At 65.5% G+C, this 15,013-nt stretch carries 17 protein-coding genes; 9 read left to right on the top strand and 8 right to left on the bottom strand.

The features are described 5' to 3' along the window. Window positions 1-62: 62 nt before the first annotated feature. Window positions 63-308 (top strand): hypothetical protein, encoded by a 246-nt coding sequence (locus tag AC07X5_RS13275; protein ID WP_494770548.1) that lies wholly within the window; start codon window positions 63-65, stop codon window positions 306-308. Next, on the top strand, window positions 292-510 hold the full coding sequence (locus AC07X5_RS13280; RefSeq protein WP_494770549.1) for a DUF3606 domain-containing protein: 219 nt from the start codon (window positions 292-294) through the stop codon (window positions 508-510). Before AC07X5_RS13275 ends, AC07X5_RS13280 begins: the two co-directional genes overlap by 17 nt. A gap of 37 nt (window positions 511-547) precedes the next feature. Here AC07X5_RS13280 and AC07X5_RS13285 read toward each other — a convergent pair whose 3' ends face one another. Together AC07X5_RS13285 and AC07X5_RS13290 are read right to left on the bottom strand one after the other, a co-directional pair. After that, a complete protein-coding gene (locus AC07X5_RS13285; RefSeq protein WP_494770550.1) occupies window positions 548-967 on the bottom strand; it encodes an SRPBCC family protein in 420 nt (139 codons plus the stop codon). Between the two features lie 88 nt (window positions 968-1,055). Then, complete coding sequence (locus tag AC07X5_RS13290) at window positions 1,056-1,652, bottom strand: putative pterin-binding protein (RefSeq protein WP_494770551.1); 597 nt, start codon at window positions 1,650-1,652, stop codon at window positions 1,056-1,058. A 253-nt stretch (window positions 1,653-1,905) separates the two neighbouring features. Here AC07X5_RS13290 and AC07X5_RS13295 point away from each other — a divergent pair, with 253 nt between their 5' ends. From AC07X5_RS13295 to AC07X5_RS13310, 4 genes are all read left to right on the top strand, one after another. Beyond that, entirely contained in the window at window positions 1,906-2,547 is a 642-nt protein-coding gene (locus AC07X5_RS13295; RefSeq protein WP_494770552.1) for a lysozyme inhibitor LprI family protein, read from the top strand. 84 nt (window positions 2,548-2,631) lie between these two features. Beyond that, a complete protein-coding gene (gene aat / locus AC07X5_RS13300) occupies window positions 2,632-3,387 on the top strand; it encodes a leucyl/phenylalanyl-tRNA--protein transferase (RefSeq protein ID WP_494770553.1) in 756 nt (251 codons plus the stop codon). Further along, complete coding sequence (locus AC07X5_RS13305; RefSeq protein WP_494770554.1) at window positions 3,384-4,169, top strand: arginyltransferase; 786 nt, start codon at window positions 3,384-3,386, stop codon at window positions 4,167-4,169. The genes aat and AC07X5_RS13305 overlap by 4 nt, the downstream gene beginning before the upstream one ends. Window positions 4,170-4,224: 55 nt before the next feature. Then, complete coding sequence (locus AC07X5_RS13310) at window positions 4,225-5,073, top strand: IclR family transcriptional regulator (RefSeq protein WP_494770555.1); 849 nt, start codon at window positions 4,225-4,227, stop codon at window positions 5,071-5,073. 79 nt (window positions 5,074-5,152) lie between these two features. Here AC07X5_RS13310 and AC07X5_RS13315 read toward each other — a convergent pair whose 3' ends face one another. The 6 genes from AC07X5_RS13315 to AC07X5_RS13340 all read right to left on the bottom strand — a co-directional run bounded on the left by AC07X5_RS13315 (window position 5,153) and on the right by AC07X5_RS13340 (window position 12,716). Beyond that, on the bottom strand, window positions 5,153-6,229 hold the full coding sequence (locus tag AC07X5_RS13315) for a serine hydrolase (RefSeq protein ID WP_494770556.1): 1,077 nt from the start codon (window positions 6,227-6,229) through the stop codon (window positions 5,153-5,155). A 115-nt stretch (window positions 6,230-6,344) separates the two neighbouring features. Further along, complete coding sequence (locus AC07X5_RS13320) at window positions 6,345-7,883, bottom strand: 2-isopropylmalate synthase (RefSeq protein ID WP_494770557.1); 1,539 nt, start codon at window positions 7,881-7,883, stop codon at window positions 6,345-6,347. A 210-nt stretch (window positions 7,884-8,093) separates the two neighbouring features. After that, window positions 8,094-8,927 carry a CDP-diacylglycerol--serine O-phosphatidyltransferase gene (gene pssA / locus AC07X5_RS13325; RefSeq protein WP_494770558.1) on the bottom strand — a complete coding sequence of 278 codons (834 nt, stop codon included), beginning with the start codon at window positions 8,925-8,927 and terminating at the stop codon, window positions 8,094-8,096. A gap of 250 nt (window positions 8,928-9,177) precedes the next feature. Continuing rightward, window positions 9,178-10,194 (bottom strand): ketol-acid reductoisomerase, encoded by a 1,017-nt coding sequence (ilvC, locus tag AC07X5_RS13330; RefSeq protein ID WP_494770559.1) that lies wholly within the window; start codon window positions 10,192-10,194, stop codon window positions 9,178-9,180. Between the two features lie 63 nt (window positions 10,195-10,257). Next, the gene (gene ilvN, locus AC07X5_RS13335) at window positions 10,258-10,749 is read right to left on the bottom strand and encodes an acetolactate synthase small subunit (protein WP_494770560.1); all 492 of its coding nucleotides are present in this window, start codon (window positions 10,747-10,749) and stop codon (window positions 10,258-10,260) included. Window positions 10,750-10,916: 167 nt separating this feature from the next. Next, a complete protein-coding gene (locus AC07X5_RS13340; RefSeq protein ID WP_409959816.1) occupies window positions 10,917-12,716 on the bottom strand; it encodes an acetolactate synthase 3 catalytic subunit in 1,800 nt (599 codons plus the stop codon). A gap of 317 nt (window positions 12,717-13,033) precedes the next feature. On the opposite strand from AC07X5_RS13340, the gene AC07X5_RS13345 reads away from it, so the two are divergent. Genes AC07X5_RS13345 through AC07X5_RS13355 form a run of 3 tightly spaced genes read left to right on the top strand, consistent with a single transcriptional unit; the run spans window position 13,034 to window position 14,978 of the window. Then, the gene (locus AC07X5_RS13345) at window positions 13,034-13,603 is read left to right on the top strand and encodes an RNA polymerase sigma factor (RefSeq protein ID WP_409959818.1); all 570 of its coding nucleotides are present in this window, start codon (window positions 13,034-13,036) and stop codon (window positions 13,601-13,603) included. Further along, on the top strand, window positions 13,600-14,055 hold the full coding sequence (locus AC07X5_RS13350) for a DUF3619 family protein (protein WP_409959820.1): 456 nt from the start codon (window positions 13,600-13,602) through the stop codon (window positions 14,053-14,055). Before AC07X5_RS13345 ends, AC07X5_RS13350 begins: the two co-directional genes overlap by 4 nt. A 20-nt stretch (window positions 14,056-14,075) precedes the next feature. Beyond that, a complete protein-coding gene (locus AC07X5_RS13355) occupies window positions 14,076-14,978 on the top strand; it encodes a DUF3106 domain-containing protein (RefSeq protein ID WP_494770561.1) in 903 nt (300 codons plus the stop codon). Window positions 14,979-15,013: the final 35 nt, after the last annotated feature.

The raw sequence follows: 15,013 nt of genomic DNA on the forward strand, positions 1-15,013 counted from the left end.
TCCTACACCCTGCCCCGGGCTGCCGGCCTAGGATGAAGGCTCCCTATCACCAGGAGCAGGCCATGCCCAGCAAGACCCCGACCCCCGCCAACTCCGGCCACAACCAGTACGGTTTGAAGGACGAGTCCGGCACGCTGGGCCAGACCTATGCGAACCGCCCGGGCGCAGAGCAGCCGGGCTACGGCCCGGTGGATGCGGTAGACCCCTCGGGCCACCGGCTGGGCGACATCGAGGAACACCCCAGCCCCAAGCCGGCTTCACGCCAGGGCACAGGCGTGACGGGCGAAACCGATGACAAGCGGCGCTGACCCCGCGACCGGCAGCGATGGCGACGACGACCCGGCCGACACCGAGGTGGACCGCCGCTTCGTGAGCCTGGCGCACGAACCCGAAATCCAGGCCTGGATGGCGTCGCTGGAGTGCACGGAACAGGAGTTGCGCGATGCCGTGGCGGCCGTGGGCAATTCGGCCGATGCGGTGCTCAACCACCTGACGCGCAACAAGGACTGAGGTTGACGGGCCGTGCCGCCGAAGCACAGCCTTTGCATCAGGGGCGCTGCTGCCGCTCCAGCAATTGCTGCAATGCGGCCAGGTCCTTGCGCACATGGGCCACGTCCGCATCGAAGTCTGCCTGGCCCACACCCTGCGGGCGCAGCACCACAAAGCTAAGCAGGCTGCCATGCTCACCACACGGCGTGACGCGGAAGGCGTTGTGCACCGTGGTCCCGTCGGGCAGCGTCACATCATGGTCGAGCACGCCGTACGGGTTGTGCGGCGCCATGTCGACCCGGACCTTGCCCATGGGCGAATCGGTGAACCACTGGCCATCGCGCTGCTCGATGCCCGTGGCCAGGCCCGAGGCCCAAAGAGGCAGGTTCTCCATGCGCCGGGCGAACTCGTAGACCGCACTGGCCGCTACCGCTACGGGCTGGCTGACGACGAGGGCTTCTGGAATGTTTGTAGCCACGGGGTTGCCTTCCATCAGGGTTCGGGTGCTCAGCGATGGTAGGCCAGCCCCGGGGCCGGGCGCGCGGTTTCCGGCACCGTCCTACAGGTCAGGCCGCCTTCACGTCGATGTGGTACAGGCCCCAGGGGCACAGGGCAAAGCGCTCCTGCACTGGCTTGTCCTTGAACGGCGCGACGTTGTCCGCGTCGTACACAGCCCACTGCGGGCCCAGGCCGCCCAGTGCCATGGGCTGGCCATCCAGCCGCGTGGCCACGATCATGCGGTACTGCGCCGCATCCGCCAGGCTGATGGCCACGTTGTAGCCGTCCACAGCGCGCAGGCCCAATTGCACATTGCTGCCGCGCGCCACGCCAGCGGCTTCGAGCACGGTGACCAGCAGCGGGCCTTCCAGGGTATGGACCTTGTTGTCGTATTCGAGCGTGGGCTTGATGGTCACCGCGGGCAGGCGCTGCAGGGCAGCAGCGTCGAATGCGAAGGCCTTGCTGAACTGGATCTTGTGCTTGGCCATCATCTGGTCGACGACGGGATCGAGCGCGCCGCGGTTGGTCTTGCCGACGGCGCCGCTCACGGTGAGCAGTGCGGGGTGGGCGGCGCCTGCCTTGGCATTGGGCGCGGCGATGGCGCTGGTGGCGGGCAACACACCTGCCAGGCCGATGGTGGTGACGAAGTGGCGTTTGTTGATCATGTTGGTACTCTCCAGTGTTGTTGGTATGGGGCACGCCGATGGGCGGCGGGCCGTAGGGTGCGTCTGGCGCATCTGAGTGTCAAGCGCCGATTGGCCATCGCCAGGGCTGCGGCGCAAACAGAGGCTCGCACTTTGTTCTAGTACAAATTGCCCATTGCACTGCGACGCGCACAGTACAAAGTGATTGATTGCACCACCCCTTTCCCGCACACGGCTTCGTATGATGGATGCACGCCTTTACGACCACCACACCATGCACCTGAACCGAACGATACGGCCCTGGCTTGCCGCAGCCGCCCTGCTGGCCTTCGGCACCCTGGCCAGCGCCGCCAGCTTCGACTGTGCCAAGGCGAAGTCGCCCATGGAAAAGCTGATCTGCTCCGATGCGCAGCTCTCCACGCTGGACGAGCAGCTCAACACCGCTTTCAAGGATGCGGTCACCCGCTCCAAGGCCCGGCCGCAGCTGGTGCAGTGGCAGCGAGAATGGCTCAAGTCGTATGAGGTCACGCAGTGCAAGGATGCGCGCTGCCTGGCCAAGGAATTCACGGCCCGCATTGCGCTGTTGCAGAGCGTGGCGCCCGCCACGGCCGCCAGCGCCGAGTGGAATGGCGTGTACACCGACAAGGACCACGCCGACCTGTCCCTCGTCGCGCTGCAGGACGGCAAGGTCTACGTGGCCGGCGATGCCGTCTGGTACGGCCCCAACGCGGCCAATGGGCAGGTGAACGTAGGCGAGATACGGGGCGTGGGCACGCTGCGGTCCGGCCTGCTGGCCTATGACGACGGGGGCTGCAGCGCTACGATGGCATTGCAGCGTGGCGGCCTGGTCGTGAAGGACGATTCGGGCTGCGGCGGGATGAACGTGTCCTTCAGGGGCGACTACCGGCGCAAGTAGCGCAAACGCCACGGGCCTGCGCCAGCAGCGGGGCTTGCCGCACAATCTCCAAACCATCCGCTTTCCTTCGCCCCTTCTGCCCCCATGCCCGCCCAACTCCCCTGGCTGGAACCCCATGACCCCTTCCCCAGCCCGGCGAGCGCCTGGGGCCCCGATGACCCGGCGCCGGGCCTGCTGGCCGCCGGGGGCGCGCTGGATGTGCCGCACCTCCGGGCCGCCTACGGGCAGGGCACGTTTCCCTGGTTCAGCGAGGGCCAGCCCATCCTGTGGTGGGCGCCCGATCCGCGCATGGTGTTGCCGGTGGCGGAGTTCCGGCTGCACCGATCGCTGCGCAAGGTGGTGCAGAGGTTCGCCGCCAGCAGCCATTGCGAGCTGCGGGTGGACAGCGCCTTCGGGCGGGTGATACGCGCCTGCTCGTCCACCCCGCGCGAGGGGCAGGCGGGCACCTGGATCGTGCCCGACATGGTGCGCGCCTACGAGGCGCTGCACGCGGCGGGTTCGGCCCACAGCGTGGAGACCTGGGTGGACGGGCAACTGGTGGGCGGCCTGTATTGCGTGGCGCTGGGGCGGGCGGTGTTTGGCGAGTCGATGTTCGCGCATGCGACCGATGCCTCCAAGATCGCGCTGGCGGCGCTGGTGGCGATCTGCCGCGTGCACGGGGTGGCGCTGATCGACTGCCAGCAGAACACGCGCCACCTGGCTTCGCTGGGCGCGCGCGAGATCCCGCGCAGCGAGTTCCTGCACCATATCGCGGCGGCGCAAGACCTGCCGGGCGGCACATGGGGTTTCGAGCCCGTATACTGGAACCAACTGTTGCCCCACCCCTCGCCCATGGCATGACGCAACTCAACGACCTGCCGCTGCAGACCCTGCAGTTCTATGCGACAGCGCCCTATCCGTGCAGCTACCTGCCGGAGCGGCAGGCGCGTTCGCAGGTCGCCACGCCCAGCCACCTGATACAGAGCGATGTGTACTCGGGCCTGGTGGCCACGGGGTTCCGGCGCAGCGGCATGTTCACCTACCGCCCCTATTGCGACGGCTGCCAGGCCTGCACGCCGCTGCGCGTGCGCGCGCAGGAGTTCCGCCCGGACCGCAGCCAGCGCCGTGCCGCGGCGCAGCACGGCAAGCTGCAGGCACGGGTGCTGCGGCTGTGCTTCGTGCCCGAGCACTACCAGCTGTACCTGCGTTACCAGAACGGCCGCCACGCGGGCGGCGGCATGGACCAGGACAGTATCGACCAGTACACCCAGTTCCTGCTGCAAAGCCGGGTCAACTCGCGGCTGGTGGAGTTCCGCGAGGTGGATGCAGCCACCGGCGAGCCGGGGGCGCTGAAGATGGTGTCCATCCTCGATGTGCTCAACGACGGCCTGTCGGCCGTCTACACCTTCTACGAGCCCGAGCCACGCGTCAGCTACGGCACCTACAACGTGGTCTGGCAGATCGAGCAGGCGCGCTCCATGGGCCTGCCCTATGTCTACCTGGGCTACTGGATCGAGGCCAGCCCCAAGATGAACTACAAGGCGCGCTTCCTGCCCCATGAAATCCGGCAGGACAATGGGTGGCACCGCGTGGACCAGCGTCACCCAGGCGGCACCCCGGGCGGGGCCTCCCAGAGCACCTGATGGTGCCATTGCATTTCACAAGGTAAGATGCAGAGGCCCTGAAGCCCTGCAGCCCATGAAAAAAATCGACCCTGGTATTCCCGTCAAACCCAGCGTCCAGGTACTGGAGCGCATGTTCACGCTGATCGACGTGCTCGCATCGCGTGAAGACGCCATCTCGCTCAAGGAGATCAGCGAGAAGACGGGGCTGCACCCCTCCACCACGCACCGCATCCTGAACGACCTGACCATCGGCCGCTTTGTGGACCGGCCCGAGTCGGGCAGCTACCGGCTGGGCATGCGCCTGCTGGAACTGGGCAACCTGGTCAAGGCGCGGCTGAGCGTGCGCGATGCGGCCCTGGCCCCGATGCGCAACCTGCACAAGCTGATCCAGCAGCCGGTGAACCTGAGCATGCGCCAGGGCGACGAGATCGTGTACGTGGAGCGCGCCTACAGCGAGCGCTCGGGCATGCAGGTGGTGCGTGCCATCGGCGGCCGTGCGCCGCTGCACCTCACTTCCACCGGCAAGCTCTTTTTGGCCGTGGACGACCCCCAGCGCGTGCGAGCCTACGCCACGCGCACGGGCCTGGCGGGCCACACGCGCAACAGCATCACCCAGCTGCCGGTGCTGGAGCGCGAGCTGGCCAAGGCGCGCCAGTACGGCACGGCGCGCGACAACGAGGAGCTGGAGCTGGGCGTGCGCTGCATGGCCGCAGGCGTCTACGATGACCAGGCCAAGCTGGTGGCGGGCCTGTCCATCTCGGCCCCTGCCGACCGGCTGGACGAGGGCTGGATGGCCAAGCTGCAGGCCACGGCGCAGGAGATTTCGCTGGCGCTGGGTTATGTGCCGGCCAAGGGCCCTACCTCGCCCCTGTCCTCATCCTCCCTGCACAGCGGCGAGATCCTGCACACGCCGGTCGAGTAGCGCGGGCGGCAGGCGGCCGGCAGAAAAACAAAACCCCGGGAGCCTGCGCCACCGGGGTTTTTTGATGCCTGGGCCGGAATCAGCCGTTGGAGCTGCCGTGCACCACCGTCTTCACGGGGCTGATGGCGGCGGGCATGGATTCGACCCAGTGGCGCACGCGCTCGGCGTCGCCCAGGCGGCTGAACTTGCCGGCGGAATCCAGGAACACCATGATGATCTTGCGGCCGGCCACCTGGGCCTGCATCACCAGGCAGCGCCCGGCTTCGGAGATGTAGCCGGTCTTTTGCAGGCCGATGTCCCAGGTGGGGTTCTTCACCAGGCCGTTGGTGTTGTTGAACTGCAGGGTGCGCGCACCCAGGGCCAGCTCGTAGCCGGGCGAGGTGGACAGCTCGCGCATCACCGGATCGCCATGGGCCACGTTGACCAGCGTGGCCAGGTCGCGGGCGCTGCTCTGGTTGCGGCTGGACAGGCCGGTGGGCTCGACGTACTTGGTGTCGGTCATGCCCAGCAGGCGGGCCTTGGCGTTCATCTGCGCGACGAAGACGTCCAGGCCACCAGGGAAGGTGCGGCCCAGGGCGTGGGCGGCGCGGTTTTCGCTGGACATGAGCGCCAGGTGCAGCATTTCGCCGCGGGTCAGCGTGGAACCCACCGTCAGGCGCGAGCGGCTGCCTTTTTCGGTGTCCACGTCGTCCTGGGTGATGGTGAGCTGCTCGTCCATGGGCAGCTTGGCCTGGGAGATGATCAGGCCGGTCATGAGCTTGGTGAGCGATGCGATCGGCAGAACGGCGTGGTCGTTCTTGCTCAAGAGCACTTCATGGGTCTCCTGGTCGATCACCAGGGCCACGCTGGACTTGAGGTCCAGCGGGTCATTGACTTCATGCAGGCCCGCGAGCTGGCCGAACGATGGCTTGGCGGGGATGAAGGCCACGCGGGTGGCGGCCTTGGAGGTCTTGGCCGAAACGCGCACCGGCTTGGCTGCAACGGCGGCCTTGCGCGGGCCTACGGACTTCTTGGCGGTGACCGAAGCCACCTGCTTCTTGGCGGGCGCCTTCTTGCGCTCGTTGGCATGTGCCATGGGCGACGCGAGCGCCGCACTCACAACAACAAAGCCCAAAACTTTGAAAAGACGGTTCAGTGCGGTGCGGCCATGGTGCATCAAAGTGCTCCAAAGGGTAAGAAGTGTGGGCCAGTGTACAGAATCAAAAAAAGTCGCGCAAGATCAAGACCTTGCGCGACTTTCCCAGAAAGTGAATGAATTATAGATTCAACAATTAACCCTGTGCAGCCACCCGGTCAGCTTTACTTTGTAATTTGTTCAACGCACTGAGGTAGGCCTTGGCTGACGCGACCACGATATCGGGGTCAGCGCCCACTCCGTTGACCACGCGGCCGCTGTTCTGCAGGCGCACGGTGACCTCGCCCTGGCTCTCGGTGGAGCCGCTGATGGCGTTGACGGAATACAACACCATCTCGGCGCCGCTCTTGACGTGGGACTCGATGGCCTTGAGCGATGCGTCCACCGGACCATTGCCGCCCGACTCGCTGCGCACCTCGTGGCCGTCCACGGTGAAGACGATGCGTGCACGCGGCTGCTCGCCGGTTTCGCTCTGCTGGTACAGGGACACGAAGCCGTACTGCTCCTTTTCGGCGGTCACGCTTTCGTCGCTGACCAGGGCCAGGATGTCCTCGTCGAAGATCTCGCTCTTGCGGTCGGCCAGCTCCTTGAAGCGGGTGAAGGCGGCGTTGATCTCGGTCTCGCTGTCCAGGCTCACGCCCAGCTCCTGCAGGCGCTGCTTGAAGGCGTTGCGGCCACTCAGCTTGCCCAGCACGATCTTGTTGGCGCTCCATCCCACATCTTCGGCGCGCATGATTTCGTAGGTGTCGCGCGCCTTGAGCACGCCGTCCTGGTGGATACCGCTGGCATGCGCGAAGGCGTTGGCGCCCACCACCGCCTTGTTGGGCTGCACCACGAAGCCGGTGGTCTGGCTGACCATGCGGCTGGCGGCCACGATGTGCTTGGCATCGATGTTCAGGTCGAGGTTGAAATAGTCGCGGCGCGTCTTGATGGCCATGACGATTTCTTCGAGCGAGCAGTTGCCGGCGCGCTCGCCCAGGCCGTTGATGGTGCATTCGACCTGGCGCGCGCCGCCGATCTTCACGCCGGCCAGCGAGTTGGCCACGGCCATGCCCAGGTCGTTGTGGCAGTGCACGGACCAGATGGCCTTGTCGCTGTTGGGAATGCGCTCGCGCAGCGTCTTGATGAAGTTGCCGTACAGCTCGGGAATCGCGTAGCCCACGGTGTCGGGCACGTTGATGGTGGTGGCACCCTCGGCGATCACGGCTTCGAGCACGCGGCACAGGAAGTCCGGGTCGCTGCGGTAGCCGTCTTCGGGGCTGAACTCGATGTCGGCCACCAGGTTGCGCGCAAAGCGCACCGACTGGCGCGCCTGCTCGAGCACCTGCTCGGGCGTCATGCGCAATTTTTTCTCCATGTGCAGCGCCGAGGTGGCGATGAAGGTATGGATGCGGGCACTGTTGGCGCCCTTGAGCGCCTCGGCCGCGCGCGCGATGTCGCGGTCGTTGGCGCGCGAGAGCGAGCAGATGGTGGAGTCCTTGATGGCGTTGGCGATGGACTGCACGGCCTCGAAGTCACCGTTGGAGCTGGCTGCGAAACCCGCCTCGATCACGTCCACCTTCAGGCGCTCGAGCTGGCGTGCGATGCGCAGCTTCTCGTCCTTGGTCATCGAGGCGCCGGGCGATTGCTCGCCGTCGCGCAAGGTGGTGTCGAAAATGATGAGTTTGTCGGCCATGGGGTTCTCCTGGTATTTGATGGTGGGGTGGTCCGCAACGCTGGAATTCTGGCGCCCAAAGCAAAAGGCCCGTTGCGGGTGCATACGGGCCTCGGTGGAAAACGTGTGCGCGTGCGCCTACCGTCCTGGCCCGTGGGGGTCAGCTAGCAGTAGCAGGGCCGTGGCCAACGTGTTCATGCACGCAATGTAGCACAAAGCGCCAGCAGGCGCTCACTTGTGCAGGCCGCGCTCGTCGGGCTCGTCGGTGGAGGTGCTGATCACGCTGCTGTGCTGGCCCTTGGCCTTGCGCCAGGCGTACACGCCGTAGCCGCTCAGCCCATAGAGCACGAACACGCTGAACAGCACGATGGGCGGGTGGATGTTGATGATGGCGATGACCAGCGCGATCAGCACGATGGCAGCGAAGGGCACGCTCTTCTTCATCTGGATGTCCTTGAAGCTGTAGAACGGCACGTTGGTCACCATGGTGAGCCCGGCATACAGCGTGAAGGCGAACATGGTCCAGGTGACCTGGTCCCAGGTGATCCACTGGTCCACCCCGCGGCGCACGCCCAGCTCGGTCATGAGCCAGATGAAGCCGGCCACCAGCGCGGCGGCCGCCGGCGACGGCAGGCCCTGGAAGTAGCGCTTGTCCACCACGCCCGTGTTCACGTTGAAGCGCGCCAGGCGCAGCGCGGCGCAGGAGCAGTAGACGAACGCGGCGATCCAGCCCCAGCGCCCCAGGTCCTTGAGCGACCACTCATAGGCGATAAGCGCAGGAGCGGCGCCGAAGGACACCATGTCCGACAGCGAATCCATCTGCTCGCCGAAGGCGCTTTGGGTGTTGGTCATGCGCGCCACCCGGCCGTCCAGGCTGTCGAGCACCATGGCACAGAAAACGCCCACGGCCGCCATTTCGAAATTCCCGTTCATGGCCATCACAACGGCATAGAAGCCGCCGAACAGGGCGGCCAGCGTGAACAGGTTGGGCAGGATGTAGATGCCTTTGCGCCGCTTGCGCACCATCACACCCGAAGCGTCGGCAGAAGCCTTGCCGTCATGCATCGAAGAATTCCCCATCGCCAGGCAGGCTGGCGTGAACAGCTATCAAAATTATAGTAGTCGGCACCCCTGCACCGCAGGCGCATGGCACCCCTCCCGGGAACGCTTGCACGTTCCAGACCGAAGGCGCAGTGTAGCTGGTACCAGCCCCTTCCCCGCCCCCTGGGCCACCGGCGCGCCCGGCGCAGAAATGAAAAAAGGCCACCGAAGTGGCCTTTGGCAGATGGTGTGCGCGGGAAAACCGCGCAACCGATCAGTTGCGGGTCTGGTCGACCAGCTTGTTCTTGGCGATCCAGGGCATCATGGCGCGCAGCTTGCCACCCACCACTTCGATGCTGTGGTCGGCGGTGTTGCGGCGGCGGGCCGTCATGCTGGGGTAGTTCAGGCGGCCTTCCTGGATGAACATCTTGGCGTAGTCACCGTTCTGGATGCGCTTCAAGGCATTGCGCATGGCCACGCGCGACTGCTCGTTGATGACTTCGGGGCCGGTCACGTACTCGCCGAACTCGGCGTTGTTCGAGATCGAGTAGTTCATGTTGGCGATGCCGCCTTCATAGATCAGATCCACGATGAGCTTGAGCTCGTGCAGGCATTCGAAGTAGGCCATTTCAGGGGCGTAGCCGGCTTCGACCAGGGTTTCGTAACCCATCTTGATCAGCTCGACGGCGCCGCCGCACAGCACGGCCTGCTCGCCGAACAGGTCGGTCTCGGTTTCTTCCTTGAAGTTGGTCTCGATGATGCCGGCCTTGCCGCCACCGTTGGCCATGGCGTAGGACAGGGCCAGGTCACGGGCCTTGCCGGACTGGTCCTGGTGCACGGCCACCAGGTGGGGCACGCCGCCGCCCTGGGCATAGGTGCTGCGCACGGTGTGGCCTGGGGCCTTGGGGGCGACCATCCACACGTCCAGGTCGGCGCGGGGCACGACCTGGTTGTAGTGCACGTTGAAGCCGTGGGCGAAGGCCAGCGAAGCGCCTTGCTTGATGTTGGGGGCCACGTTGTTGGTGTAGACCTCGGCGATCTGCTCGTCGGGCAGCAGGATCATGACCACGTCGGCGGCCTTGACCGCGTCGTTCACTTCCATCACGTTCAGGCCGGCCTTGCCGACCTTGTCCCACGAGGCGCCGCCCTTGCGCAGGCCGACCACGACCTTCACGCCGCTGTCGTTCAGGTTCTGTGCGTGGGCGTGGCCCTGCGAGCCGTAGCCGATGATGGCAACGGTCTTGCCCTTGATCAGGCTCAGGTCACAGTCTTTGTCGTAGAAAACTTTCATGGGTCGCTCCGGTTGAAATGCGTTGTTTGGGGGTTGAAATACGGAAAAACGGGGTGGATTGTCTTACACGCGAAGAATTCGCTCGCCGCGGCCGATACCGCTGGCACCGGTGCGCACGGTTTCGAGGATGGCCGTGCGGTCGATGGCCTGCAGGAAGGCGTCGTTCTTGGACTGGTCGCCGGTGAGCTCGATGGTGTAGCTCTTCTCGGTCACGTCGATGATGCGGCCGCGGAAGATGTCGGCCATGCGCTTCATCTCCTCGCGCTCCTTGCCCACGGCGCGCACCTTCACCATCATGAGCTCGCGCTCGGTGTAGGAGCCCTCGGTGAGGTCGACCACCTTGACCACTTCGATGAGGCGATTCAGGTGCTTGGTGATCTGCTCGATCACGTCGTCGGAGCCCGTGGTCTGGATGGTCATGCGCGAGAGCGATGGATCCTCGGTGGGCGCCACGGTGAGCGATTCGATGTTGTAGCCACGGGCAGAGAACAGGCCCACGACGCGCGACAGCGCACCGGCTTCGTTCTCCAGCAAAACGGCAATGATGTGTTTCATGGTGAAGACATTCCTCTTTTCGCTGCCCTCCCCTGCGCACGGTAATGCGCAGGCTCGGCAGGCAATAGATTCGTCAAAGGGATGCTATCGGGCTGATAGCGGTGGATTGGCCTGCAGCAACCGGCACGCGGTGGCTGCAGGCCGCAGCGGGAGCCGACGGCCTGTGTTTACAGGTCCTCGGAGCCCAGCAGCATTTCGGTAATGCCCTTGCCGGCCTGCACCATCGGGAACACGTTCTCGGTGGGGTCGGTACGGAAGTCCATGAACACCGTGCGGTCCTTGAGCTTGCGTGCTTCGCGCAGCGCGGGCTCCACGTCCTTGGGGTGCTCGATGAGCATGCCCACGTGGCCGTAGGCCTCGGCCAGCTTCACGAAGTTGGGCAGCGCATCCATGTAGCTGTGGCTGTAGCGGCCGGAGTACTCGATCTCCTGCCACTGGCGCACCATGCCCAGGTAGCGGTTGTTCAGCGAGCAGATCTTGATCGGCGTGTTGTACTGCAGGCAGGTCGACAGTTCCTGGATGTTCATCTGCACCGAGCCTTCGCCGGTGATGCAGAACACCTCGGCCTGCGGCTTGGCCAGCTTGATGCCCATGGCGTAGGGAATGCCCACGCCCATGGTGCCCAGGCCGCCGGAGTTGATCCAGCGGCGGGGTTCATCAAAGCGGTAGTACTGGGCCGCCCACATCTGGTGCTGGCCCACGTCGGACGTGATGTAGGTGTCCACGTCCTTGGTCATGTTCCACAGCGTCTCCACCACGTACTGGGGCTTGATGACGTCGGGGCTGCCCATGCTGTACTTCAGGCAGTCGCGCTTGCGCCAGCCTTCGATGGTGTCCCACCAGGCCGCCAGCGCGCCGGCGTCGGGGCGGGTGCTGCTCTCGCGGATCATGGAGATCAGCTCGGTGAGCACGTCCTTCACGTCGCCGACGATCGGGATGTCGACCTTCACGCGCTTGGAGATGCTCGACGGATCGATGTCCACATGGATGATCTTGCGGTCGTTCTGCGCGAAGTGCTTGGGGTTGCCGATCACGCGGTCGTCGAAGCGCGCGCCCACGGCCAGCAGCACGTCGCAGTTCTGCATGGCGTTGTTGGCTTCGATGGTGCCGTGCATGCCCAGCATGCCCAGGAACTTGCGGTCCGATGCGGGATAGGCCCCGAGGCCCATCAGCGTGTTGGTGACCGGGTAGCCCAGCATGTCCACCAGGGTGCGCAGTTCGTTGGTGGCATTGCCCAGCAGCACGCCGCCGCCGGTGTAGATGTAGGGGCGCTTGGCGGCCAGCAGCAGCTGCAGGGCCTTGCGGATCTGACCGCTGTGGCCCTTGCGCACGGGGTTGTACGAGCGCATTTCCACGCTCTGCGGATAGCCGGTGTAGGCGGCCTTCTTGAAGGACACGTCCTTCGGGATGTCAACCACCACGGGGCCGGGGCGGCCGGTGCGGGCGATGTGGAAGGCCTTCTTGAGCGTGGCCGCCAGGTCGCGCGGGTCCTTGACCAGGAAGTTGTGCTTGACGATGGGGCGCGTGATGCCGACGGTGTCGCACTCCTGGAAGGCGTCAAGCCCGATGGCGGGCGTGGGCACCTGGCCGGAGATGATCACCATGGGGATGGAGTCCATGTACGCCGTGGCGATGCCGGTGACCGCATTGGTCAGGCCGGGGCCCGAGGTGACCAGGGCCACGCCGACTTCACCGGTGGCGCGGGCATAGCCGTCGGCAGCATGCACGGCTGCCTGCTCGTGGCGCACCAGCACGTGCTGGATGGTCTCTTGCTTGTACAGGGCGTCGTAGATGTACAGGACGGCGCCGCCAGGGTAGCCCCAGATGTACTGGACGTTCTCGGCCTGGAGCGACTTGACCAGGATCTCGGCGCCCATCAGGTCCTGGGAGCCCGCAGCGTTGGAGGAATGGGGGTTGCCCTGCGCAGCAGCGGCTGCCGAAGTGATTTCGGCCTTGGAGATTTCCATGATGATCAACCTTTGTGAATTTCTCTGACGAAAAACCTTGGGTGCTCCTTGCGTGGACTCTTGTGAAGCCAGCTTAGAACTTGAGGCCAAGGACATGGGCGTGGATGATTGCCGCGCCGGACCGTGACCCGTTTGCCTTTTGAATTGCAGCCGCGATTATCGCACTGCAACACGCGCAATTGCGCACCGTGCCTAAAAAAACACCGGGGGATGCGATAATCGGCGGCTGGACTCCTCTGTGGAGGGGTTCTGCACCTGTTGTTGGGGCGCCGCATTGGGACGCCACCGACAACGTCCCATTCCCGGGCTGACCCGTCTTGGCAACCGAACAAGAACTCTCCGATTTCCTCAAAAGTGTAGAAAAGCGCGCCTACAAGCGCTCGCTCTACCATGTCCGCAATGAGGAAGCGGCCCTGGACATCGTGCAGGACAGCATGCTCAAGCTGGCCGAACACTATGGGGACAAGCCGGCAGCCGAGCTGCCCATGCTGTTCCAGCGCATCCTGTCCAACAGCACTCTGGACTGGTTTCGGCGCCAGAAGACGCGCAATGCACTGTTTTCGAGCATGAGCGACTTCGAAGGGCCCGGCGAAGATGGCATGGATTTTGATCTGCTGGAGGCGTATTCCGGTCCGGACGACGGGGACAAGGCCGAAAGTGCCGAAGACCTGACCCGCCGGGCCCAGATCTTTCGCAGCATCGAGGCCGAAATACAAGAATTGCCAGCACGTCAACGGGAAGCCTTCCTCATGCGTTACTGGGAAGAAATGGATGTATCAGAAACGGCAGCCGCGATGGGTTGTTCGGAAGGCAGTGTGAAAACGCACTGTTTTCGTGCCATACAAACCCTGAGCAAAGCCCTGAAAGCCAAAGGAATAGAACTGTGAACACCACCCCCAACCTCTCCCAGGAAGCTGCAGCAGAACGTTTTGCCCGCCGCGTATCGGCGCGGCTGACGGACGGTTCGCAGGACCTGCCCTACGACATTTCGGAACGCCTGCGCGCCTCGCGCATGCAGGCCCTGGCCAAGCGCAAGGTACTGGCGCCCGTGCGCGCGCCCGCCCGGGCCAGCGCGCCGGTGGTGCTGGCCGGTGGATCCACCGCCAGCCTGGGCGCTGGCGGCGGCGAAGGCAACAGCTGGTGGAATGCCCTGGTGTCGGCCATTCCGCTGATCGCCCTGGTGGTGGGCATGTTCTTCATCAGCACGGTGCAGGACGAGTCCGGCGCCAACGAGATCGCCGAGGTCGATGCCGCCCTGCTGACCGACGAATTGCCGCCAGAAGCCTATTCAGACCCGGGATTTGTCCAGTTCCTCAAGACGGCAGCGCAGAATCACTGATTTGGCCCACTGCCCGATGCATGCATAAAGGACTTCACGACGCTCCCCCACCACTGCCAGCCATCGTGCTGGCTTTGGCGCTTCTGGGCGCGCTCTGCGCCGTGGCCGTGACGGTCGTCAGGCAGGTGGGCATGGCGCCCGCCACGCTGCTGCCGTCTGCCGCCACCCGCCCCACGCCCGCAGCCACCACGGCCCTGCGCCCCTCCAGTGGCGCCACCGCCCTGCCCTCGGAAGGCCTGGCCGAAGTGGCCTCCGGCCCGGGCTGGGAGACATTGAACACCCGGCAAAAGCTCGCGCTCTACCCCCTGGCCGAGCGCTGGGCGCAGATCAGCGAGGTGCAAAAGCGCCGTTGGCTGGCGCTGGCCGTGAACTTTCCCGAGCTGCCCGAGGAAGAGCAGGCCAAGCTGCACAGCCGCATGACCGAGTGGGCCAGCCTGAGCGCCCAGCAGCGCAGCCAGGCGCGCCTGAACTACGCCAGCACCAACCGCCTGGCCGGCGACAACAAGCTCGCGCAGTGGGAGGCCTACCAGGCCCTGACGGCCGAGGAGCGCGACCTGCTGGCCGCCACCGCCCCGCCCAAACCCCAGGGCGCGGCCACCGCGCTGCGCCCGGTGTCGCCGCGCAAGCTGGTGCAGGTGCCCGCGGCCACGCAGGCCAACCCACTGCGCCCCAACGCGCCCAAGATCCCCCCGGTGACCGACCACGGCCCGCGCCTGGCGATGCCGGTTCCCGTCCCTGCGGCACCCGCCTCCACCGCCCCGGCACCCGGCCCTGCGGGCCCGGTGGTGGTCGAAACGGCGCCCGTGAACGTGCCCAGCGCCGTTCCCTCGGCCCTGCCTCCGCTGGCTGCGGAAGGCGCCGACCCGGCAGCCCCCGCAGCACCGCCCAGCGCCGACAATTCAGGCCTGTACCCCAACAACTGACGGCGCCCGCCGCGCCGACCGATGCCACCGCCGGA

Source organism: Acidovorax sp. GW458-11-26-14-TSB4, assembly GCF_059423865.1.